Below are 20,782 nucleotides of genomic sequence, written 5' to 3' on the forward strand. Positions count from 1 at the left end.
GCGACACCGGAGCATGCACCAGCCAGGACAATTGGCAGAAAATTCGTCTGCGGCGCTGATTACGCCATTTAACAAGCTACTTCAGCTCACTCCTGCTCCCGCATCTGAACCGACATGGTTTCATTGCGGCGCAGTCTCCCCCGAACGCGAGATCCGGGCGCACCACTGTCCAATTGTGGGAGCGGGCTTGCTCGCGAAGGGGCCATCAAATTCAACATCAATGGCGACTGATCGACCGCTTTCGCGAGCAAGCCCGCTCCCACAATTGAGTCTGCGGTGACTGGCGCAGGTTTTTCAGCTTGATTCGCTTTCCCGGATCAGCTTCTTGTTGATCTTGCCGACACTGGTTTTAGGGATCTCGGCGACGAACTTGAATTGCTTGGGGATCGCCCATTTGTTGATGCGGCCACGCTCGACAAATCCTTGCAGGTGCGCCTCCAGGATCCTGCGGTCGAGGTACTGCCCAGGCTCGCACACCACCAGGGCCATGGGCCGTTCGCCCCATTGTTCATCGGCAATGCCCACCACCGCGACCGACATCACCGCCGCGTGTTCGCTGATCAGGCTCTCCAGCTCCAGGGAGCTGATCCACTCCCCGCCCGTCTTGATCACATCCTTGATGCGGTCCTTGATTTCCACGCCGCCCAAGGGGTCGATGGAGGCCATGTCGCCGGTGTGCAGCCAACCGTTGTGCCACAGCTCTGCGCCCTTTTCGGGCTCCTTCAAATAGCCTTGGGTCAGCCAGGGCGCACGCACCACGACCTCGCCCAGCGACTCGCCGTCATGGGCAACGTCATTGCCATTGGCATCGATGATTTTCAGGTCGACCATCGGTACCGGCGTGCCGGTCTTGATGCGGGTCGCCAGTTGGGCTTGGGTGGATTGATCGAGGTCGGCGTCACGCAGGTAAGTCAGGCACAGCAACGGGCAGGTTTCCGACATGCCATAGCCGCTGTGCACCTGAATGCCTTTGGCACTCGCTTCGCTGGCGATGCCCAAGGTCAGCGCGCTGCCGCCCAGGAGCATTTTCCAGCCCTCGAAACGGGTCCGCTGCGCTTCCTCGCAGTTCAGGACCATTTGCAGAATCGTCGGCACACAGTGGGAGAAGGTGACCTTTTCTTCACGGAACAGCCGAACCAGGCTGTTGGGTTCGTAGCGGCCGGGGTACACCTGCTTGATCCCCATCAGGGTCGCGACATAGGGCACGCCCCAGGCATGCACGTGAAACATCGGCGTGATCGGCATGTACACATCATCGGAGCGCAGCAGCGGCAGGCCTTGATAGACGCCCAGCGTGCCCACGGCATTCAAGGTGTGCAGCACCAACTGGCGATGGGTGAAATACACGCCTTTCGGGGCGCCGGTGGTGCCCGTGGTGTAGAACAGGGTCGCCACCGAGTTTTCATCGAAATCGGGGAAGTCGTACTGGTCTGCCGCAGCGGACAGCAACTGCTCGTATTCCCCCAGTACGGGTAAAGACGTATCGGTTGCGCTGTCGTCCGTGAGCTGCAGATAGCCTTTGACAGTCTTGAGCTGTCCGTGAATCTGCTCCACCAGAGGCACAAAATCATCATGCACCAGCACCAGGTCGTCCTCGGCGTGGTTCATGGTGTAGAGCACCTGATCCGGCGAAAGACGGATGTTCACCGTATGCAGCACCGCGCCGATCATCGGTACGGCAAAGAAGCATTCCAGGTAGCGATGGCTGTCCCAGTCGAGCAGGGCCACGGTATCCCCGGCCTTGACGCCGGCCGCGGTCAAGGCGTTGGCCAGTCGGCGGATGCGCTGGTTGAGGGTCTGGTAGCTGTAGCGCAGTTTGTCGGCGTAGACGATTTCCCGCCCCGGCTCGTAACGCACGCCGGACAGCAATAATTGCTTGATCAGCAAGGGATAGGCGTAGGCGCCGTCGGCGGGCGGAATTATTTTTGTCGCCATCATGGTTGAGGTCCTTGTTCTTTCGATCAGAAGTGCGCTGCGTCCAGCTCGTAGAGGGATTCACTGCCGGCCTTGGCCGACGCGCTCAACGAGTGGATGCGCGGCAGCAGGCGGGCGAAGTAGAAACGGGCGGTGCCCAGCTTGCTGATGTAGAAGTCATCCTCGGCCTGTTTGCCCATGGCCACGCTGGCCATCCGTGCCCACATGTAGGCATAGGCGGTGTAGCCGAATACCTGCAGGTAATCGACCGAGGCGGCGCCGATTTCGTTGGGGCTGCCCTGGGCTCGATCCAGCAGCCAGGCGGTCAGTTCGTCGAGGGTGTCCACCGCAACGTTCAACGGCTGGGTGAACTCGCCAAGTTCAGCACCGGCGTTGGCGGTGAAGTGGCGAATTTCGTCGGCGAACAACCGGTAGAGCGCCCCGCCGCTGCCGACGATCTTGCGCCCGGCCAGGTCCAGGGACTGGATGCCGTTGGTGCCTTCGTAAATTTGCGTGATGCGCACATCGCGCACCAATTGCTCCTGGCCCCATTCGCGGATGTAACCGTGGCCGCCGAAGATCTGCTGGCCATGCACCGTGGTTTCCAGCCCCATGTCGGTCATGAACGCCTTGGCCACCGGGGTCAGCAGCGACACCAGTTGCTCGGCGCGGCTGCGGGTTGGCGCGTCATCGCTGTACTTGGCGGTGTCCAGTTGCAGGGCCACGTAGCTGGAGAAGGCTCGCCCGCCTTCGTTCAAGGCCTTCATGGTCAGCAGCATGCGCCGCACGTCCGGGTGCACGATGATCGGGTCGGCAGTCTTGTCCGGGTGCTGCGCACCGGTTGGCGCGCGGCTTTGCAGGCGATCCCGGGCATATTCGACGGCGTTCTGGTACGAGCGCTCACCCAACGCCAGGCCCTGGATACCCACGCCCAGACGTTCGTAGTTCATCATGGTGAACATCGCCGCCAGGCCCTTGTTCGGCGCATCGACGATCCAGCCGCTGGCCTGGTCGAAGTTCATCACGCAGGTGGCGGACGCCTTGATGCCCATCTTGTGTTCGATGGAACCGCAGGACAGCGCGTTGTGCTCGCCCAGCGAGCCGTCGTCATTGACCAGCACCTTGGGCACCAGAAACAGCGAGATGCCTTTGGGACCGGCGGGCGCATCCGGCAAGCGGGCCAGTACCAGGTGGATAATGTTTTCGGTCAGGTCGTGCTCGCCACCGGTGATGAAGATCTTGCTGCCGCTGATCTTGAAACTGCCGTCGGCCTGAGGTTCGGCCCGGGTGCGGATCAGGCCCAGGTCGGTACCGGCATGGGCCTCGGTCAGGCACATGGAGCCGGTCCAGACCCCGGTATACATGCTCGGCAGATACTTCTGTTTCAGCGCTTCGCTGGCGTGGGCATTGATCGACAGGCAGGCACCGGCGGTCAGCATCGGGTACAGGCCGAACGACAGGCTGGCCGAGTTGACCATCTCCTCGACCTGCGCCGAAATGGCCTTGGGCATGCCCATGCCACCGAACTGCGGATCGCCGCCAACACCCACCCAACCGCCTTCGGCGAATGCCTGGTAGGCGCCGACAAACCCGTCCGGCGCCTGGACCGCGCCGTTGCTCCAGGTGCAGCCCTGCTCGTCGCTGCTGCGGTTCAGCGGCGCGACGACAGCGGCGCTGATCTTGCCGGCCTCTTCAAGGATCGCGGCGGCCGTCTCTTCATCGATCACCTCGGCCAGGCCGGGCAATCCGGCCCAGAGCCGGGACACTTCGAAGACCTCGTTGAGGACGAAGCGCATGTCGCGCAAGGGAGCTTTGTAATCAGACATCGTTGGCTTACTCGGAAGTGGTCAGGGCATGAGGCATGTCCTGACGTTGGGATGTACCGGTTTTATCCGTTTGCGCCACGGGGGCTTGTGCAACGGGATGACGCAGCAGGAAGTACGACAGGGCTGGAATCAGGATCAGCGCCCCAAGCATGTTCCACAGGAACATGAAGGTCAGCAGGATGCCCATGTCGGCCTGGAACTTGATCGGCGACCAGACCCAGCACACCACGCCGGCCGCCAGGGTGATGCCCACCAGGCCGACCACCCGGCCGGTGAACGACACGGCGTTGCGATAGGCCTGGGACAACGGCAGGCCCTGGCGCTGGTACTGCAACTGCACGCTGAGCAGGTACAGCGCATAGTCGACGCCGATGCCGACGCCCAGGGCGATCACCGGCAGCGTTGCCACCTTCACACCGATGCCCATGACCACCATCAACGCCTCGCAAAGGATCGAGGTCAGCACCAGCGGCAGCAAGGCCACCAGCGTGGCGCGCCAGCTGCGGAAGGTGATCAGGCAGAACAACGTCACCGCCGCGTAGACATACAACAGCATGGTGCGGTTGGCTTCGCGCACCACGATGTTGGTCGCCGCCTCGATGCCGGCACTGCCGGCGGCCAGCAGGAACTGACGGTCCGGGGTGCTGTTGTCCTTGGCGAACTTCTCGGCAATGGCCACCACCGCGTCCAGGGTCTCGGCCTTGTGATCCTTGAGGAAGGCAATCACCGGCATCAGCGAGCAGTCGTTGTTGAACAACTCCGGGGAGTTGACCGAGGCTTGCTGCGCGGCGTAGTTCAGCACGTCCTGGTTGCGCTGGATGCTGTTGAGTTTGGGGTTGCCTTCGTAAGTACCGGCGGTGATCTGCCGTACCGCGTTGACCAGCGACGACGTCGCCTGCACCCCGGGGGACTGCTGCAGCTCCCAGGCCAGACGGTCGGCGAGGACCAGCGTCTGGTAGCTCAGGCAACCTTCCGGCGCGGTCTTGATCATCACTGCGAACAGGTCGCTGGACAGTGCGTAGTGGCTGGTGATGTAGGCGTTGTCACGGTTATAACGCGAGTCGGCACGCAACTCCGGAGCGCCACTGTCGAGGTCGCCGATTTTCAGCTGCAGGCTGACCATGAAACCGCCAATGCCCATCAACGTCGCCACCAGTACCGCACCCGTCGCCCACTTGCGGGTGGTGAAGCGGTCGAGCATGTCCCACAGTTTGCCGAAGCCTTTGTGTCCGTCCGCCCGGGTATCGATTTTCAGCGCCCGCTCGGCCGCCTTCGCGCCGACACCGATGTAGGACAGCGCCACTGGCATCAGCAGCAGCGAGGTGAAAATCAGCACCGCCACGCCAATGCTGGCGGTGATCGCCAGGTCCTGGATCACCGGAATATCGATCAGCATCAGCACCGCGAAGCCCACCGCATCGGCCAGCAACGCAGTGACCCCGGCGATGAACAGGCGGCGGAAGGTATAGCGCGCGGCAATCAGCTTGTGGGTGCCACGGGCGATGTCCTGCATGATGCCGTTCATTTTCTGCGCCGCGTGGGACACGCCGATGGCAAAGATCAGGAAGGGTACCAGCACCGAATACGGGTCGATGGCATAACCCAGCCAGGCGACGATGCCCAATTGCCAGACCACGGCGATCAGCGAGCAGCCGACCACCAGCAAGGTGCTGCGCACACAGCGGGTGTAGCAATAGATGATGATCAGCGAAGTGACTACGGCCAGGCCGAAGAACATCATCACCTGGATCAAGCCATCGATCAGGTCACCCATCAATTTGGCGAAACCGATCACTCGGATCTTATAATGGCCCTTGCCCTCCTCCCCGGCCTTGTGGGTCGCGCTGTCGCCGGCGAATTCGATCTTGTCGCGCAACTGCGTCTCGAGCATCTGCGAAAAGGCGTGGTAGTCGAGGCGCTGACCGGTGGCCGAGGCCTTGTCCAGCAACGGCACGATCAACATGGTGGACTTGAAGTCGCTGGCCACCAGGCTGCCGACGATACCGGCACGGGAAATGTTCTGCCGCAGCTGTTCGATGTCCGAAGGCGAGCCTTTATAACTGTCCGGCATCACCGGGCCGCCCTGGAAACCTTGCACTGTGACTTCGGTCCAGCGCACCCCTGGACTCCACAGCGACTTCATCCAGGCGCGGTCGACGCCTTCGGTGAGGAACAGCTGGTCATTGACCTGCTTGAGTACCTCAAGGTACTCCGGGTCGAAAATATCACCCTGGGTGTTTTCCACCACCACCCGCACCGAGTTGCCCAGGCCGCGCAACGACTGGCGGTTCTCCAGGAAATTCTGAATGTACGGCTGGCTCTGCGGAATCATTTTCTCGAAGCTGGGGCGCAGCTCCAGACGCGTCACCGCCATATAGCCCAGCACCACCGTGGCCAGCGCCATGAGCAGCATGAACAGCGGGCGGTAGTTGAATACCAGCCGCTCCAACCGGTTGCCGGAGGACTGATTGAAGTCCCGCAGCTCGCGGATCACCGGCATGGTGTCTTGTTTGATATTGCCCATGTCTGGGTTCTCGCTCTTAGGGTTCGAGGGCTGGATTGACGGCGAGCGTCTGGGCGCCACGGCTGCCCGCCACCACCAATGCGCCATCGGCGGACTGGGTGGCACCGGCAACCGGTGTGCTCGCAGGTCGCTGCACCAGACGCAATTGCGCGCCAGTCCCTTGGCTGACCAGCATCCGCCCACCCTGGGTGAACAAGCGGTAATCGCCATGGGCATCGACGAGGCCGGCGGTGATGCTGACGTGCAGGCCAGTGTCCAGCGGGGTCCAGCTGAGACCGCCATCGGTGCTGCGCAACACGTTGCCGCGCAGGCCGTAGACCAGTACTTCACCGGGCTTGCCGACCACGCCGAAGTAGCTGCCCTGATAAGGCGTCGGCAAGGCAGCGAAGCGCTGCTGCGCGTCATCCCATTTCAGCAGCAGGCCCTGTTCGCCAACGATGTACAGCGCGTCACCGGTCGAGGCGATGGCGTTGAGGTGAAAGCCTTGCGGGTTGTCGGTGCGATCCTGGAACGGCGTCCAGCTCTGGCCACCGTCTTCGGTCCGCAGGATCAGGTTGAACACACCGACCACATAGCCCAGCTTGTCGTTGGCGAACCACACATCGAGCAACGGCTTGTCTGCCCCCTGTTCGACCAGCCGCTCACCTTCGGCGACCAGCAGTGGCCATTGCTCGTTGGCCGGCTCGGCACTGGCCAGCGCCGCATAATGCTTGACCAGCAGATCGCCAATCTGGCGACCATCGAGTTGCTTGTACCAGGTGGCGCCAGCATCGCTGCTGTGCAGTACCACGCCGTCATTGCCCACCGCCCAGCCCTGGCTGTCGGTCGGAAAACTCACCGCCGTCAGATCACTGCTGAGCGGCACGGCGGCCTGCTGCCAGTGCTGGCCGACGTCGTCGGAAAACAGAATGTGGCCACGCTGGCCGACGGCAATCACGCGCTCGCCGGCGCGGGCCATGCCGGACAAAGGACTGTTGATCGCCAAGGCGCTGATCCGGGCGGGCAGGTCCAGCACATCGACGTACCCGGCCGCCTGGGTGACGCCTTGCAACAGGCCGAGCACAACGCCAAACGCCAGCTGCACAATATTATTTTTATACGAACACATACCGCGTCCTCTTCGGAAAACCCGCGCCAGGCCTCACAACCGTGCAGCCCGACGTTCAAACCTGCGCCCACCGTCATCCGCGGCACGGCCTTGAAGGTCGTGCCGCGAACGGACGCTTGACGGCGGTAGACTCAGCGAATGCCGCTGCCCGCCAGGGATTCCGCCGACCATTGCGTCTTGGAAAGCGGATCGATGTACTTGATGCCGCCGTAAGGCCCGACCACGCCGTTGATGTTGTAGGACCCCACCACCATGTCGTAGATCATGAAGGGCGTGGAATCGGGGATCTGCTTGTCGTAGCTCTGGCTGAGGAAGGCGAAGGAGCCACGGTACAGCTTGCCGCTCGAGTCATACTGGTCGGAGGCCAGAGCGGTCCAGCTGTCTTCATCGAGATAGAAGCGGCGCTTCTGATAGATGTGTCGGGCGCCGGACTTGAGCGTGCCCTCCACCACCCAGACCCGGTGTTTTTCCCAACGCACATAATCAGGAGCCAGGTGATTGGCGGTGGTCAGCGCCTTGGGGTCCTGGGCGTAGGTAAGCTTGTAGGTGTTGTAGGGCACGATCATTTCCTGCTTGCCCACAAGCTTCCAGTCGTAGCGGTCCAGGGCACCGTTGAACACGAACACATCGTCGTAGGTGCCCGCGCCGGCGGTGCCCGGGTTAGGCGTGTCATAGGCCAGGTTCGGGGCCAGCTTGACCCGACGCTGACCCGGCAGGTACTGCCAGGCACGACGGGGTTGCTGCAGCGGGTTGGCGGCGTCCTTGAGCATCACCGCTTCACCGGCCCGGCGTGCAGGGCCGGTGTAGGACAGCTTCATCTGGTAGTACACGTCGGCGCTGCTGATCGGCTGCGCCAGGTTTTCGTAGATCGGGTAGGAGATGAACGCCTGCCCGGTGGTCGCCAGGCTCGGCACGCCGGCGGAGTCGACGTTCCACGAGTCGTACTTGGAATTGATGCTGACCCCCTGATAACGCAACAGGAAGTTCCACATCGCTTCGTTGCCCGACTGTGGAATCGGAAACGGCACGCCGGGCAGTACGTTATCGATGGCCAACCCGCCCTCAAGGGACTTGGCGCCAGTGGCATTTTTCAGGCCATTATCCAGCACGGCCTTTGGCAACGAGACGGTGCGGTGGGTCGGGTAGACATTGACGTGGAAGCTGGGGAAACGCTTGGCCAGTTCCACGGTAGTCGCCGTGAGCGCGCCCTTGTACTGATCGACGTTCTTGCCGTCGATGACCAGCAGCGGTTTTTCACTGGCAAAGGGATCCGGGCGCATGCTGTCACCGGACTTGAAGCTGGCGGGCGGCGTGGTCAGGCCACCGGCGTAAGCGGGAATCGAACCATCGGCATTCCCGGCTTTTTCAGCCCCGACCAGGGTCAGGCTGGTGCCCAGCCTGGCGGCTTCCTGAGTCGATACGGCGGCCTGTGCCTGGGCGGCAAGGACCATGGCCAGCGACGCGGCCAACACGGTTTTTGCGAATTTCATCTTGTTATTCTCCTGCTTGCATTGAGCAAATCAGTGGTAAATCAAAAAGTTGTTTTCATCGTCAGGTACACGGCGCCACGGTCCTCAGTCGTCGCGCCGCCACCGGAGAAGGCCGAGTAGCCACCGGCGTAACAGGCGTAGTTTTCATTGCCGCTAAAGGCATTGGGTGTGGAGCCGTCGCCACCGGTCGCACCGGTGCTCACTCCGCTGGTGTCGCACTTGTCGGTCTTGCCGAAGGCGTCCACGTACTTCAGGTCGACGAAGTATTTGTTGTACACAGCGGCACCCACACCCACGGCATAGTTACCGGTGTCTTTGGCACCGCCACCGGACACCGGTGACACGCCGTCGAGCCCGACGTTGATCGACATCGGTGCGCTGAGATCGACCCCCGGGAACACCTGGTACCAGGTCGGTGTGAAGTTGACCGCGATCCCCCAGTTGTCCCGGGTCGGTGCGTCGATGCCGCGGTAGGTGTCCTTGCCCTTGTAGAGCGCTTCGTTCTTGCTATCGAGCTTGAGCAGGTTGCTGTAATACAACTCGGCAAGCAGGCTGGCCGAATCGAACACCGGGGTCTTCGGGAAGGTCATCAGGCCATTGAGCGTCCAGTGCAAGGTGTCGCCGGTGGCGGCCATGCTGTCGCCCTTCTGCGGGGTGTCATACACCACACCGGTGGCGGCCGTGCGGGCCGGCAACAGGCCAAGCCCCTGGCCCAGGCCCAGCGGACTGCTGGTGCTGACAATCGCCGGAATACTGGCCAGCGGCATGTTGTGACGAACGTTCAGGTCCGAACCGACGCTCACCCCGCCAACGTCCTTGGACAGGCTCAGGCCAACGATCTTGATGTTGTCGGCATAGGCCATCTGATAGGTGGCGGTGCTCAACGAGTTGAGCGTATTGACCACCGCAGGCACTTGCCCTGCCGGCGGGGTGCCGTTGGGGTTGGCCGAACTCAGGCCCCTGGCGTCCAGCCAGGCTTGCGGCAGGATTTCCGAGGTCTCGCGGTAGTAAACGCCGAGGGTGCCATCCAACCAGGCCGGCGACCACTTGGCCATGATCCCCCAGTCGCCGCGCTTGTCCGGCGTCAGGTCGTGGCCGCGACGCACATTGGTCAGCCCGTTGCAGGGCGCCAGGCCACAACCCAGCGGGCTGCCCGGCACCACGCCATTGGTGTTGCCCAGCAGGAACGACTGCGCACCGAAGCCGACCAGATCGGAACCGCCGTAATAGGTGCCCGCTTCCGGCAGACGTGCTTCGTTCCAATCGAGGAAGTACTGGGCACCCACGGTCAGCTCGGGATTGAGGGTGAACGACATCGACAACTGATTGCGCGGAACGAACAGTTCCTTGGCTTCGGTCCCTGGCGAGGCTGCAAGCTTGGCCAGGTCGAGGCCGGACTGGCCGTAGCTGACCGCATGCACCGGGTTGAGCGTGGTCTCGCCCCAGAACACGTTGTGCTGACCGGCCTTGACGTTCAGCAGCGATTCCTCGCCCACTTCGGTGCTGTAGAACACGAAGGCGTCGAGGATTTCCCCGGACGGACCGGTGTAGTAGCGCCGGGCATAGTTGCTCAGGTGCGGGCTGCCGAAGCCGACGTTGTCATTGGTGACGCCGGCCAGGCGCGGGTCATTGGCGACCAGGCCCGAGGTCGAACCGTTGCCGTTGACGAACGGATTGGAATTGGAACCGGTGTTCTCGTAGGCCTTGTCGTACCAGCTGGCGGCGCTGACACGAAAGCCCATGTGGTTCTGGTAAACCACGTCCATCTCGGTCAACAGGTCGACACGGTTGGTGATGTTGGTCCCCGACTTGCGGAAGTTGTAGTCGCCATCGTTGTTGTTCGGCGTTCCCAACATGCGCGTGTCGGCGCTTTCGGTGCGTACGCCGTAGTTGTACTTCACGGTGTTATCAAGACGCACGGCCCAGTCCGGGCTCCCTGTGTCGATCTCGACCGCCTGCGCGACCGGTACGACTGCGGCCAGAATGGCCGAGGCCATCAAGGTGTAACGCGAGGGTGCGAACCCGTGGCGCTTAGTGTTGTGCATTGCGTGTCTCCGCCTTTCTTTTTGTTTTAAGCGCAGCTGCCCTCTCGATGACTCGACTGGCGTTATGCGCCAGGGGCTTTTTGTAGGACCGACATTAGAGAGAGCCCGCCCGGGGCGCTTTTCATTGGACGTCAGGCACTTTTCTTTTCATGACACATTGCCAGGCGTTGGTGCGCAGCGAGCCTGGGTCGAAATCCCTGCCACTTCTCGAAGGCTCACCGTAATCACTGGGTGAGCCTCGATTGGTGCATGACAACGGTGGTGATGGAGGACAGAATCGGACGAGCGCCCGGGGCAATGTCACAACTGTTCAATTGCCGATGCGCTGGATATAGTCGCCACGCTAATTCGAACCGCAACCGGCCCAGGAAAGACCTTCGCATGCACAAGCTTGTTCGCGCCGCTGTCTTGACCAACTACCTGGAGGTCACCCAGTACCTGGGGTTCAACCCGCGCGATGTACTTGCCGGCGTCGGCTTGAGCAAAGCCAAGCTGCTGGCGCCTGAACACCGCATCCCCATCGATGCCGCCGTGCGCCTACTGGAGGATTCGGCCGCCGCCAGCGGCTGCCAGAGCTTCGGCCTGAGCATGGCCGAGTCGCGCCAGCTCTCGCACTTCGGGGTGGTCAGCCTGCTGCTCAGCCACCAGCGAACGCTGCGTGATGCGTTGCAAGTGATGGTGCATTACCGTCATCTGATGAACGACTCGCTGGCCCTGTTCATTGAAGAGGCCGGCAAGATGGTGATCATTCGCGAAGAGGTGGTCGCCGACTCGCCCATGTCCTGCCGACAAGCCAATGAACTGGCGATCGGGGTGATGTTTCGCCTGTGCGCCGCCCTCCTCGGCACACACTGGCAACCCTACAGTGTCAACTTCACGCACCAACCGCCCGACAACCTGCAACTGCATCGCCGTCTGTTCGGCTGCAAACTGGAGTTCGGCAGCGAGTTCAACGGCATCGTCTGTCCCAATACCAGCCTCGACATGACCAACCCCCATGCCGACCCGGCCATGGCGCGTTATGCCCAGAGTTACCTCGACTCGCTGCTGGGTCACGAAGGCACTTCGATGCTGTTCGAGGTGCGCAAGGCCATCTACCTGTTGTTGCCGATGGGACGCGCCACCATCGAGCAGATCGCCCAGACCCAGGGCATGAACGTGCGCACGCTGCAGCGCCGTCTCAAGGACGACGGCTGCGCTTTCAATGACTTGATCAATGACGTGCGCCGCGACCTGGTGCTGCGCTACCTGGACAACCCGAATTACTCGTTGGGCCGGATCGCCGACATGCTCGGCTACTCCATGGCGAGTTCCTTCACACGCTGGTTCATCGCCCAGTTCGGCATGCCGCCGGCGGCGTGGCGCAGTGCGCAAAAACAACCCAAGGCACCTGGCGAGCCGAGCCCCCTGCCCCGCCCTGCGGAGCCTTCGGACGACTGAAAGAGACTGCAAAAAAAAAGCGGCGACTGCTGGTACAGTCGCCGCAAACGAGCCGGTGTTTATGACACCGCGCCATGGTGGTTTCGTAGGAGCCAGGCTTGCCGGCGAAGGCGCTTTCAGGGACGCCTTCGCCGGCAAGCCTGGCTCCTACAGGTCCGATTTGCCCTTGAGAAAAAACGCGGTCGTCTTTGTGGGGGCGCTTCGCACCCCAGCGGGAGCAAGCTCCCTCGCCACTGTGTTGTGTGCCTACATTCCCCAGCGCAGCAACAACAGCACCAGCACCACGAGGAACACCGTCTCCCCCACCATCAGCAGGATGGGTTTGATGCCCACCGCCGCCAGCTCCTTGAGTTGGGTTTTCATGCCCAGGGCACTGATGGACACCACCAGGCACCAGCGCGATAGCTCGTTGACCGAACCCTGCACCACCGGGGCTATCCAGCCAGTGCTGTTGATACAGGCCAACAACAGAAATCCGACGGCGAACCAAGGCAGCAGCGGTGGGCGTTTGCCGGTCGGATCAGCACCCTGCATACGCGTGACCATCGCCGCACAAACGATCACCGGCACCAGCATGGCAACCCGCATCAGCTTGACCACCGTGGCCGTATCGCCGGTCTCGGTCGACATGCTGTAGCCGGCGCCGACGACCTGGGCGACATCGTGGATGGTCGCCCCGAGGAACACCCCCGCCACTTGCGGCGACAACGACAGCCAATTGGCGATCATCGGGTACACAATCATCGCCAGGGTCGACAGCGCCGACACCCCGATCACCGTGAACAACGTCGCGCGCTCTTTCTGCGGGTGGTTGGGCAATGCCGCCGCCAGCGCCAACGCGGCCGAGGCACCACAAATCGCGGTGGCCCCACCGGTGAGCATGCCGAACAACCGCTGAAAGCCCAGGGCCTTGGCGGCGATCACCGAAACGCCGATGGTCACCACCACCACAATCACCACCAGCGCCACAGGTTTCCAGCCCAGCGCCGCCATCTGTTCGAGGGTGATACGCATGCCCAGCAGCGCCACGCCGATGCGCAACACGGTACGAGCGGTGAACTCGATGCCGGCCTTGCAGGCACCGTCGCCGGCCAGGAAGTTCAGCGCCATGCCCAGCAACAAGGCGAACAACATCACCGGCGCGCCGTAGTGTTCGGACAGAAAGGACGCCGCGGCGGCCACGATCAGGCTGACGATAAAACCGGGCGCCAATTCACGCGTTCGGCTGTGGATACGGGTGAGAGCAATGGCGCTCATGGCGCGGACTCCTCGCAAGAGATGACAATAAATGCCTGGCCGTCGATGATCTCGACCGGGTAGCTGGCGACTTTGACAGCCGTGGAATTGAGCAAGTAACCGCTGCGCAGATCGAAGCGCAGGCCATGGGCGCAGCACTGAATCACCCGCCCCTGAAGGCGCCCGCCACACAGCGAGGCGCCCTGGTGCGGGCAACTGTCATCGATGGCGTACAGGTCCCCTTCGACGTTGAACAACGCCAGGCTTGTGTCATCGAATTCGAACAGTGCACGCCCACCCACTGGCGGGTATTTGCCGACAGGCACGGGGATGCGCCGGTTCATGCAGAGTGGCGCTCTTGATCACTTTCTTTCAGTGCCTGGCTCATGGCCCCGAGCAACGCCACTGCCGGTTGTGCGCCCACCACCGTCATGCGGCGGTCGAGTTGAAAACTCGGCACGCCACCGCTCGCCCCGGGTGATCCGGCAAATGGCGTGGCGTCGCCCAGCAGGCAGTCGGCCACGGCTTGTGCATCAATGCCGCAGGAGCGGGCAATCGCGAGCAAGGTTTCCCGGCAACCCAGGTCTTCGCCCTTCTGGAAGTAAGCGGCGAACAGGCGCTCGAGCAAGATGTCCCGTTGGGCCACATTGCCCAGCTCGCTTGCGCGCTCGAACAAACGATGGGCGTCTGCGGTATTGGGCATTGTCGCGATGCGGCACAGGTCAATGGCCAAGCCGACCTCCGCCGCAGCCTGCTGTACCTGGGTCTGACGCATGGCCACAGCCTCGGCATTGCCCAGACGCTTGCGATAGAAGTCGGCGAAGGGCTCACCTTGTGCCGGCAATTGAGGCAGCAACTGCACGCCATGCCACTGCGTGGTGATCTGCACACCCGGGTGGCGACTGCGAAACTGTACCTGCGCATGCTCCAGTTGGCGCTTGCCGATCAGGCACCAGGGACAGATGAAATCAAAGAACACATCAATACGTAGACGACCACTCACACCTTCACCTCTAACACCGCTTTGTTCATCGAATCGTGGACTTGCCCGCCTTTGAGCCGGGCAATGTCCTTGTGGTAATGACACTTGGCATAAAAGAACACGGCCCCTGCCGCGAGGCTGACCAGTGGCACCAGCTGGAAAGCCGCCTGCAAGCCGATAAGGTCGGACACCCTGCCGGTGATGAACGGCCCGGGGGCCAGCCCCAGCATGTTGTTGGCCAGGGTCAGCGTGGCGAAGGCCGTGCCGTGGACCGAGTAATGGGTCAGGTTGGCAACCATTGCGCCACAGGGCCCGGTCGTGCCGGCGGCAATCAACATGCCCAGGCAGATCAGCGCCAGCTGCACAGGGCCTGGCGGCAGGGCGAACGCCGCCGACAACAGCAGGCAACTGCCCAGGCAATAGGCGATGGCCAGGGCCACTTTGCGCTCCGGGCAATGGCGACTCAGTCGATCGCTGAGCATGCCGCACAGGATCATCCCCGCACCGCTGCACAGCACGATGATCGCCGCGACGCCGCCCGCCTTGTCCGTGGGCATGTCGTAATACCGATTGAGGTAACTGGGCATCCACACGATCACCGTGCCGCCGACAAACAACTGCAAGCCACTGCCGATGTAGGCCGCGATCACCGAACGGCTGGAAAACAGCGTACGCAACGGCCGCTTGACCGCGGCAGCCGCCTTGTTCGCCGCCAGGGCGGCGCGTTGCGGTGCAATGCGTGCTTCCTTGACGATGATCGGGTAAAGCACGGCCAGCAGCAGGCCGAACAGCGCCATGCCGGCAAACGACCAGCGCCAGCCCAGCTTGGCGGCGATTGCACCGCCCAGCGCCATGCCCAATACCGAACCGAACATGCCGCCCGCCATGAAGGCACTGGCCAGGGTGGCACGCAGGTGTTTGGGAAATACCGAAATCACCACCGCGATGCCGACGCTGCCATACGCCGCTTCGCCGACGCCGACCATGAAGCGGGCAATGAACATCTGTTGATAGTCCTGAGCCACGGCGCAGCCCAGGGTCGCCAGACTCCAGAGCAAGGCCATCAGCGCCAGGCTCTTGACCCGGCCGAAGCGGTCCGCCAGCAATGACAGGGGAAATGTCAGCAGGCCCACCATCAGCGCGACAATGCCACTGAGCAGGCCGAGCTGGCCGTCGCTCAGGGCCCATTCGCCCTTGAGCATCGGGAACACCGCGTTCAGCACCTGGCGCGACATGTAATCGGAAATCAACAGCCCGAACGTCAGTGCGAAGACGATCCAGGCATACGGGCGCGAAACGCCGACAGCACAGTCGTCATCGTCTGCGGCGATTGGGTGAAAGGCCATGCAGCCTCCTCAAAGCTTTGTTTTATTGTTGTTATCAAGCGTGTTGCAGGGCAGCGAGCGGAAAGCCGTCACGCTCCCGCTGCGCCTGCCGATCAGCCGCGTTGCGGCACGCCTTTGTGCCCAGCCTTGCGGTTGGGGGCCATGCCGTTGGCCAGCAGCGTCTCTTCGATGCTCTGGTACTGCACGCCGATGCGGTAGATCTCACGGGCTTCTTTGCCGGTGGCGATCTCGCGACCCAGCTCATGGGCGATGCGCACGGTTTGCCTGATCTGCGCAACCGAGCCGAAACGATCGCCCTTGTGATCAATGATAGTGTCTTCATTGCCCACGCGCGGGTGCATGCCCATGGCCATCGACATGGTGTTGAACGGCATGACGTTCTTGAGCAGCGACTCGGAGGTCAGGGTGCAACCGTCTGGCGCACGGTGGATGAAGTTGAAGAAGTTGAACGGATTGGGGCCGTCGAAACCGCCACCGATACCGATCCAGGTCAGGTTCAACGGACCTTTGTAGACGCCCCTGCGCACCAGACGCTCAAGGGTTTCCAGGGCATGCATGCCGGTCAGCTGGAAGTGGGGCTGGATGCCGTTGGCCATCAGGCGCTTGAGGTGCTCGGCGACCCAGGCCGGGCCTGCCGGTACGGTCATCTCGCTGTAGGCCGCCTGATACAGCGGGTTGGCCAGGGACGTGCCTTCCAGGTACTCCGGATACAGCAATTCCATGATGTTCATCTGGGTGGTGTTGATGGCCACCGTGACCTGATCCGGTTTGGGTGTCAGCTCGGCCAGCATGTGCCGGGTATCGTCCGACAGCCACAGGGCGGCTTCGCCATCGCTTTCCGGCGCGAAGGAAATCGAACCACCGACCTGGATGATCATGTCCGGCACGGCTTCACGCACACCGGCGATCAACTCGTTGAACTTGGACAGGCGCTTGGAACCCTTGCCGTCCAGCTCGCGCACATGCAAGTGCAGGACGGTGGCACCGGCCTCATAACATTCGACCGCTTTTTGTACCTGTTCGTCCATGGTCAGCGGGATGTCTTCGGGGAAGTCTTCCGGCATCCATTCCGGGCCGTACGGGGCCACGGTGATGACCACCTTTTCCATGTTTTCCGGGTGCAGGGAATCGTCGAAGAATTGCATGGTTTACTCCAGTTCTTATGATTGTCGCGCCCACCCGGGATCGTGCCGGGCAGACGTGTTTACGAGTGCGAATGCAGAGGGGGTCGATCAGTAAGGCTTGTCGCCGATGATCCCGGCACGCTCCATCTTGCGATGGCACGGCGGGTAATCCATGACGGCGTAGTGCTGGGTGCTGCGGTTGTCCCAGATGGCGACGCTGTTGGGTTTCCAGCGCCAGCGCACCTGAAACTCGGGGATGTAGGCCTGGCTGATCAAGTAACGCAACAGCTCGCTCGCGCCCGGGTTGGCGTCCTGGCCGAAACGCACCCGCTCGGGGGTGTGGTAGTTGCTCAAGTGCGTGGTGAAGGCGTTGACGAACAGCACCTTCTCCCCTGTTTCCGGGTGGGTGCGCACCACCGGGTGCTCGGCATCCGGGTACATCGCCTTGAGCGCCAGACGCTTTTCGATCGGCATGGCAGCGCCAAAGCTGGCTTCGATGCTGTGGCGGGCACGCAGGTCGGCAATCTTCAGCTTCACGTCTTCCGGCAAGCGCGCGTAAGCCTCGACCATGTTGGCCCACATGGTATCGCCGCCCACCGGCGGGCACTCTACGCAACGCAGTACGCTGCCCAGCGGCGGCGCCTCGCGCCAGGTGGCGTCGGTGTGCCAGGAGTTCTCGTAACGGTCGACCGGACTGTCCGGATTCTTGTAGACCTGGACCAGACCCGGGTGATCCGGGTGGCTGCCGACGACCGGGTGATCCTCCAGCTCGCCGAACCGGCGGGCAAAGGCCACATGCTCGGCGCGAGTGATGTCCTGGTCGCGCAGGAACAGCACCCGATGCTTGAGCAACTGGGCGCGAATCTCGGCGAAAAGACCGTCGTCATATACCGCATCGGCGAGGTTGACGCCGATCAGTTCGGCGCCAATGCTGCAGGTCAATTGTTCGACTTTCATGGCTGGCGACTCCTTAAATGACGAAAATCGACGAGCCTGTGGTCTTGCGTGATTCCAGGTCGCGATGGGCCTGGACGGCATCCTGCAGGGCATAGTGCTGGTTGATCTCGATCTTGATCCGACCGCTGCCGACGTGGTCGAACAGTTCACCGGCCAGGGCGGTTTTTTCTGCCGGATCGGCGATGTAATCCGCCAGCGCCGGGCGGGTCATGTACAGCGAGCCTTTCATCGCCAGCAGCGCCGGATTGAAATCAGGAATCGGGCCGGAGGCGGTACCGACGCAGACCATCAGGCCACGCCGCTTGAGCGAATCCAGCGAGCCCATGAAGGTGTTCTTGCCGACGCTGTCGAACACCACGTTGACCCCCACCCCGTCCGTCAACTCGCGCACGCGCTGGGCGACATCTTCGTGGCTGTAATTGATCACATGGTCGCAGCCATGGGCCAGGGCAATGTCACCCTTGATCTCGGTGGACACGGTGCCGATCACGTTCAGGCCAAGCAGCCTGGCCCACTGCGAAACGATCAGGCCGACACCCCCGGCAGCCGCGTGCAGCAGAATGCTGTCGCCCGGCTTGAAGTCGTAGATGCGGCGCATCAGGTAGGCCGAGGTCAGGCCGCGCATGGTCATGGCGGCGGCCGTCTCGAAACTGATGGTTTCCGGCAGCTTGATCAGCGGCGCGGCCGGGATCAGGCGTTCGGTACTGTAGGCACCCAGGGTATTGATAAACCCGGTGTAGGTGACGCGATCGCCAACCGCAACGTTAGTCACCCCTTCGCCGATGGCCTGGACCACGCCGGACGCTTCAACCCCCATGCCATTGGGCATCGGGATCGGATAGGTGCCATTGCGAAAGTAGGTGTCGGCATAGTTCAGGCCGACCGCCACATGACGAAGACGGACCTGGCCTGGACCGGGTTCGCCGACGTCGACCTCTTCATAGCGTAGGACGTCGGGACCACCGGTTTCGTAAAAGCGTACGGCGTTGGCCATTTTTTCTTATTCTCCAGTCTGTACAGCGTCGATTTGCGCTGACTGGACTGTAGGACGCAACCTGGCGAACCGCTTTGCATCAGACGACAATGGCTTTTCATTTGATGACAGTTGGCCGTCGCCGCAATGCCTGCGGTGGATGACATATCCAAAGCCTCTCGATACCCTGCGCACCTCGGTACCTGAAGGTGTTCCAGGTCAAGCCACCCTTTCTCCAGGCGAGCATGTGATGAAATCCCCTGCAGGTTTGCTGCTGTCGGCTATCGAGCTGGACCGTGCCAGCGCCATTCCCTTGTACCGTCAACTCTATTTGCAGATCCGCAAACAGATCCTCAGCGGAAAAATGCAAGGGGGCGTGCGCCTGCCGTCGACGCGAACCCTGAGCAAAGAACTGGCGCTGTCACGCATCACCATTCTCAATGCATTCGATCAGCTGATCGCCGAAGGTTTCCTGGCCTCGCGCACCGGGGCGGGCACCTATGTCGGCGATGAGTGGGAGCGTCGCGCGATTGCCGACGACGAGCAGCAGCGCCAGCCACCGCGCCTGTCCGACTTGAGCCAGTCCATGCTGTCGTTGCGCAGCAGTCACTTTCGCGGCGTTTCCTACACCGATTGGGACCCCGCGACCCCCACCTCATTCCTGCCCAGCCACAGCACCTATGACGCGTTCCCGCTGGCGGTGTGGCGGCGCTTGATGAACCGGCACCTGCTCAAGCCGACCAAGGCCCTGCTCGGCTACGGCGAACTGCAAGGGCTGCAGGCCTTGCGCGCGGCGATTGCCGAGTACGTCTTCGATGCCCGTGGCATCGACTGCAGTGCCGAACAGGTGGTGATCGTGTCAGGGGCCCAGCAAGCCTTCAACCTGCTCGGCATGCTGTTGCTCAACCCGCAGGACAGCGTGTGGATGGAGGACCCGGGGCATATCGCGGCGAGAATTGCCCTGCAAGCCCAGGGGGCCAACGTGGTGCCGTTACGTATCGATGAACAGGGGATCGATATCCACCAGGGCCTGGCCGAGTGCCCAGACGCGCGCCTGGTGTTTACCACGCCTTCTCGCCAGCACCCTTTGGGCGTCACCCTGAGTTATGCGCGACGCCAGGCGCTCATCGACTGGGCGGCGCACCACCAGAGCTGGATCATCGAGGACGATTGCGACAGTGAATTTCGCTACAGCGGCCGCCTCCTCCCCGCGCTCTACGCCATGGACCGGATGGCGCGAGTGATCTACGTCGGCACGTTCAGCAAAGTCCTCTTCCCTTCGCTGCGACTGGGCTATGTGATCCTGCCGCAAGCCCTGGTCGAACCCTTCTGCACCCTGCGCGCGGTGATGGATCGCAGCCCGCCCACGCTGCTGCAGGCGACGACGGCGGACTTCATGCGCGAAGGCCACTTCCTCGGCCATATTCGCCGCATGCGTGCGCTGTACCAGGCGCGCCAGCAAGCACTGGTCGAGCAGCTCCGGCAACAACTGGGCGGCTTCTTCACCATCACCCCGGTGGAAGCCGGCATGCACCTGATCGCCTGGTTGCCACCCACCCTCGATGACGACGCCATCGCCAGGGAACTGGCCCGGCACAACATCCACACCTATGCCCTGAGCGACTACTGCCTCGAACATGTGCTGCCACCGGCCCTGCTCATCGGTTTCGCCGGTACGCCTGAGGGCCAGGCCCAGGAGCGAGTCGCGGCACTGGCCCGGGCCTTGGACACGATGGGCTACCTGCAGCCGGCCACGTGAAGGCAAGTGGTCTTATGATTTAACTGATAATGGATCTATCGAGAGTTCCTGACTGGCG

The 20,782-nt window shown here is 62.4% G+C and carries 15 protein-coding genes; 2 read left to right on the plus strand and 13 right to left on the minus strand.

Going from position 1 to position 20,782, the window contains the following annotated elements:
• Positions 1 to 294: 294 nt before the first annotated feature.
• From F8N96_RS18665 to F8N96_RS18690, 6 genes are all read right to left on the minus strand, one after another.
• Positions 295 to 1,938 carry a fatty acid--CoA ligase gene (locus F8N96_RS18665; RefSeq protein WP_150799031.1) on the minus strand — a complete coding sequence of 548 codons (1,644 nt, stop codon included), beginning with the start codon at positions 1,936 to 1,938 and terminating at the stop codon, positions 295 to 297.
• 23 nt (positions 1,939 to 1,961) lie between these two features.
• Positions 1,962 to 3,740 (minus strand): acyl-CoA dehydrogenase C-terminal domain-containing protein, encoded by a 1,779-nt coding sequence (locus F8N96_RS18670; protein ID WP_150799032.1) that lies wholly within the window; start codon positions 3,738 to 3,740, stop codon positions 1,962 to 1,964.
• Positions 3,741 to 3,747: 7 nt separating this feature from the next.
• Positions 3,748 to 6,264 carry an efflux RND transporter permease subunit gene (locus tag F8N96_RS18675; RefSeq protein ID WP_150799033.1) on the minus strand — a complete coding sequence of 839 codons (2,517 nt, stop codon included), beginning with the start codon at positions 6,262 to 6,264 and terminating at the stop codon, positions 3,748 to 3,750.
• A 16-nt stretch (positions 6,265 to 6,280) separates the two neighbouring features.
• Complete coding sequence (locus tag F8N96_RS18680; protein WP_150799034.1) at positions 6,281 to 7,372, minus strand: WD40/YVTN/BNR-like repeat-containing protein; 1,092 nt, start codon at positions 7,370 to 7,372, stop codon at positions 6,281 to 6,283.
• Positions 7,373 to 7,503: 131 nt separating this feature from the next.
• Positions 7,504 to 8,862: a DUF1329 domain-containing protein gene (locus F8N96_RS18685; RefSeq protein WP_150799035.1), complete on the minus strand. Its 1,359-nt coding sequence runs from the start codon at positions 8,860 to 8,862 to the stop codon at positions 7,504 to 7,506.
• Between the two features lie 41 nt (positions 8,863 to 8,903).
• Positions 8,904 to 10,907, minus strand: coding sequence for a DUF1302 domain-containing protein (locus tag F8N96_RS18690; protein ID WP_150799036.1), 2,004 nt, complete (start codon positions 10,905 to 10,907; stop codon positions 8,904 to 8,906).
• 381 nt (positions 10,908 to 11,288) lie between these two features.
• Between F8N96_RS18690 and F8N96_RS18695 the strand changes: the two genes are divergently transcribed.
• Positions 11,289 to 12,347, plus strand: coding sequence for an AraC family transcriptional regulator (locus F8N96_RS18695; protein WP_150799037.1), 1,059 nt, complete (start codon positions 11,289 to 11,291; stop codon positions 12,345 to 12,347).
• A 246-nt stretch (positions 12,348 to 12,593) separates the two neighbouring features.
• Here F8N96_RS18695 and F8N96_RS18700 read toward each other — a convergent pair whose 3' ends face one another.
• From F8N96_RS18700 to F8N96_RS18730, 7 genes are all read right to left on the minus strand, one after another.
• Positions 12,594 to 13,604, minus strand: a complete 1,011-nt coding sequence (locus F8N96_RS18700) for a YeiH family protein (protein WP_150799038.1) — start codon at positions 13,602 to 13,604, stop codon at positions 12,594 to 12,596.
• Positions 13,601 to 13,927, minus strand: a complete 327-nt coding sequence (locus tag F8N96_RS18705) for a Rieske (2Fe-2S) protein (protein WP_150799039.1) — start codon at positions 13,925 to 13,927, stop codon at positions 13,601 to 13,603. Before F8N96_RS18705 ends, F8N96_RS18700 begins: the two co-directional genes overlap by 4 nt.
• On the minus strand, positions 13,924 to 14,586 hold the full coding sequence (locus F8N96_RS18710) for a DsbA family oxidoreductase (protein WP_150799040.1): 663 nt from the start codon (positions 14,584 to 14,586) through the stop codon (positions 13,924 to 13,926). Before F8N96_RS18710 ends, F8N96_RS18705 begins: the two co-directional genes overlap by 4 nt.
• Entirely contained in the window at positions 14,583 to 15,911 is a 1,329-nt protein-coding gene (locus F8N96_RS18715) for an MFS transporter (RefSeq protein ID WP_150799041.1), read from the minus strand. The genes F8N96_RS18710 and F8N96_RS18715 overlap by 4 nt, the downstream gene beginning before the upstream one ends.
• Positions 15,912 to 16,003: 92 nt before the next feature.
• Positions 16,004 to 17,056 (minus strand): 3-keto-5-aminohexanoate cleavage protein, encoded by a 1,053-nt coding sequence (locus F8N96_RS18720; protein ID WP_150799042.1) that lies wholly within the window; start codon positions 17,054 to 17,056, stop codon positions 16,004 to 16,006.
• Positions 17,057 to 17,143: 87 nt separating this feature from the next.
• Positions 17,144 to 17,992 (minus strand): TauD/TfdA dioxygenase family protein, encoded by an 849-nt coding sequence (locus F8N96_RS18725; RefSeq protein ID WP_150799043.1) that lies wholly within the window; start codon positions 17,990 to 17,992, stop codon positions 17,144 to 17,146.
• Between the two features lie 13 nt (positions 17,993 to 18,005).
• Complete coding sequence (locus F8N96_RS18730) at positions 18,006 to 18,986, minus strand: quinone oxidoreductase family protein (protein ID WP_150799044.1); 981 nt, start codon at positions 18,984 to 18,986, stop codon at positions 18,006 to 18,008.
• A gap of 229 nt (positions 18,987 to 19,215) precedes the next feature.
• Between F8N96_RS18730 and F8N96_RS18735 the strand changes: the two genes are divergently transcribed.
• Complete coding sequence (locus tag F8N96_RS18735) at positions 19,216 to 20,724, plus strand: PLP-dependent aminotransferase family protein (RefSeq protein WP_150799045.1); 1,509 nt, start codon at positions 19,216 to 19,218, stop codon at positions 20,722 to 20,724.
• The last annotated feature ends 58 nt before the right edge of the window (positions 20,725 to 20,782 follow it).

It is taken from the genome of Pseudomonas fluorescens (assembly GCF_902497855.1).
Classification (GTDB): Bacteria; Pseudomonadota; Gammaproteobacteria; order Pseudomonadales; family Pseudomonadaceae; genus Aquipseudomonas; species Aquipseudomonas fluorescens_BI.

Coding starts and splice junctions, on each gene's coding strand:
- F8N96_RS18665 (WP_150799031.1), bottom strand. CDS start 1,938: ATGATGGCGACAAAAATAATTCCGCCCGCCGACGGCGCCTACGCCTAT.
- F8N96_RS18670 (WP_150799032.1), bottom strand. CDS start 3,740: ATGTCTGATTACAAAGCTCCCTTGCGCGACATGCGCTTCGTCCTCAAC.
- F8N96_RS18675 (WP_150799033.1), bottom strand. CDS start 6,264: ATGGGCAATATCAAACAAGACACCATGCCGGTGATCCGCGAGCTGCGG.
- F8N96_RS18680 (WP_150799034.1), bottom strand. CDS start 7,372: ATGTGTTCGTATAAAAATAATATTGTGCAGCTGGCGTTTGGCGTTGTG.
- F8N96_RS18685 (WP_150799035.1), bottom strand. CDS start 8,862: ATGAAATTCGCAAAAACCGTGTTGGCCGCGTCGCTGGCCATGGTCCTT.
- F8N96_RS18690 (WP_150799036.1), bottom strand. CDS start 10,907: ATGCACAACACTAAGCGCCACGGGTTCGCACCCTCGCGTTACACCTTG.
- F8N96_RS18695 (WP_150799037.1), top strand. CDS start 11,289: ATGCACAAGCTTGTTCGCGCCGCTGTCTTGACCAACTACCTGGAGGTC.
- F8N96_RS18700 (WP_150799038.1), bottom strand. CDS start 13,604: ATGAGCGCCATTGCTCTCACCCGTATCCACAGCCGAACGCGTGAATTG.
- F8N96_RS18705 (WP_150799039.1), bottom strand. CDS start 13,927: ATGAACCGGCGCATCCCCGTGCCTGTCGGCAAATACCCGCCAGTGGGT.
- F8N96_RS18715 (WP_150799041.1), bottom strand. CDS start 15,911: ATGGCCTTTCACCCAATCGCCGCAGACGATGACGACTGTGCTGTCGGC.
- F8N96_RS18720 (WP_150799042.1), bottom strand. CDS start 17,056: ATGCAATTCTTCGACGATTCCCTGCACCCGGAAAACATGGAAAAGGTG.
- F8N96_RS18725 (WP_150799043.1), bottom strand. CDS start 17,992: ATGAAAGTCGAACAATTGACCTGCAGCATTGGCGCCGAACTGATCGGC.
- F8N96_RS18730 (WP_150799044.1), bottom strand. CDS start 18,986: ATGGCCAACGCCGTACGCTTTTACGAAACCGGTGGTCCCGACGTCCTA.
- F8N96_RS18735 (WP_150799045.1), top strand. CDS start 19,216: ATGAAATCCCCTGCAGGTTTGCTGCTGTCGGCTATCGAGCTGGACCGT.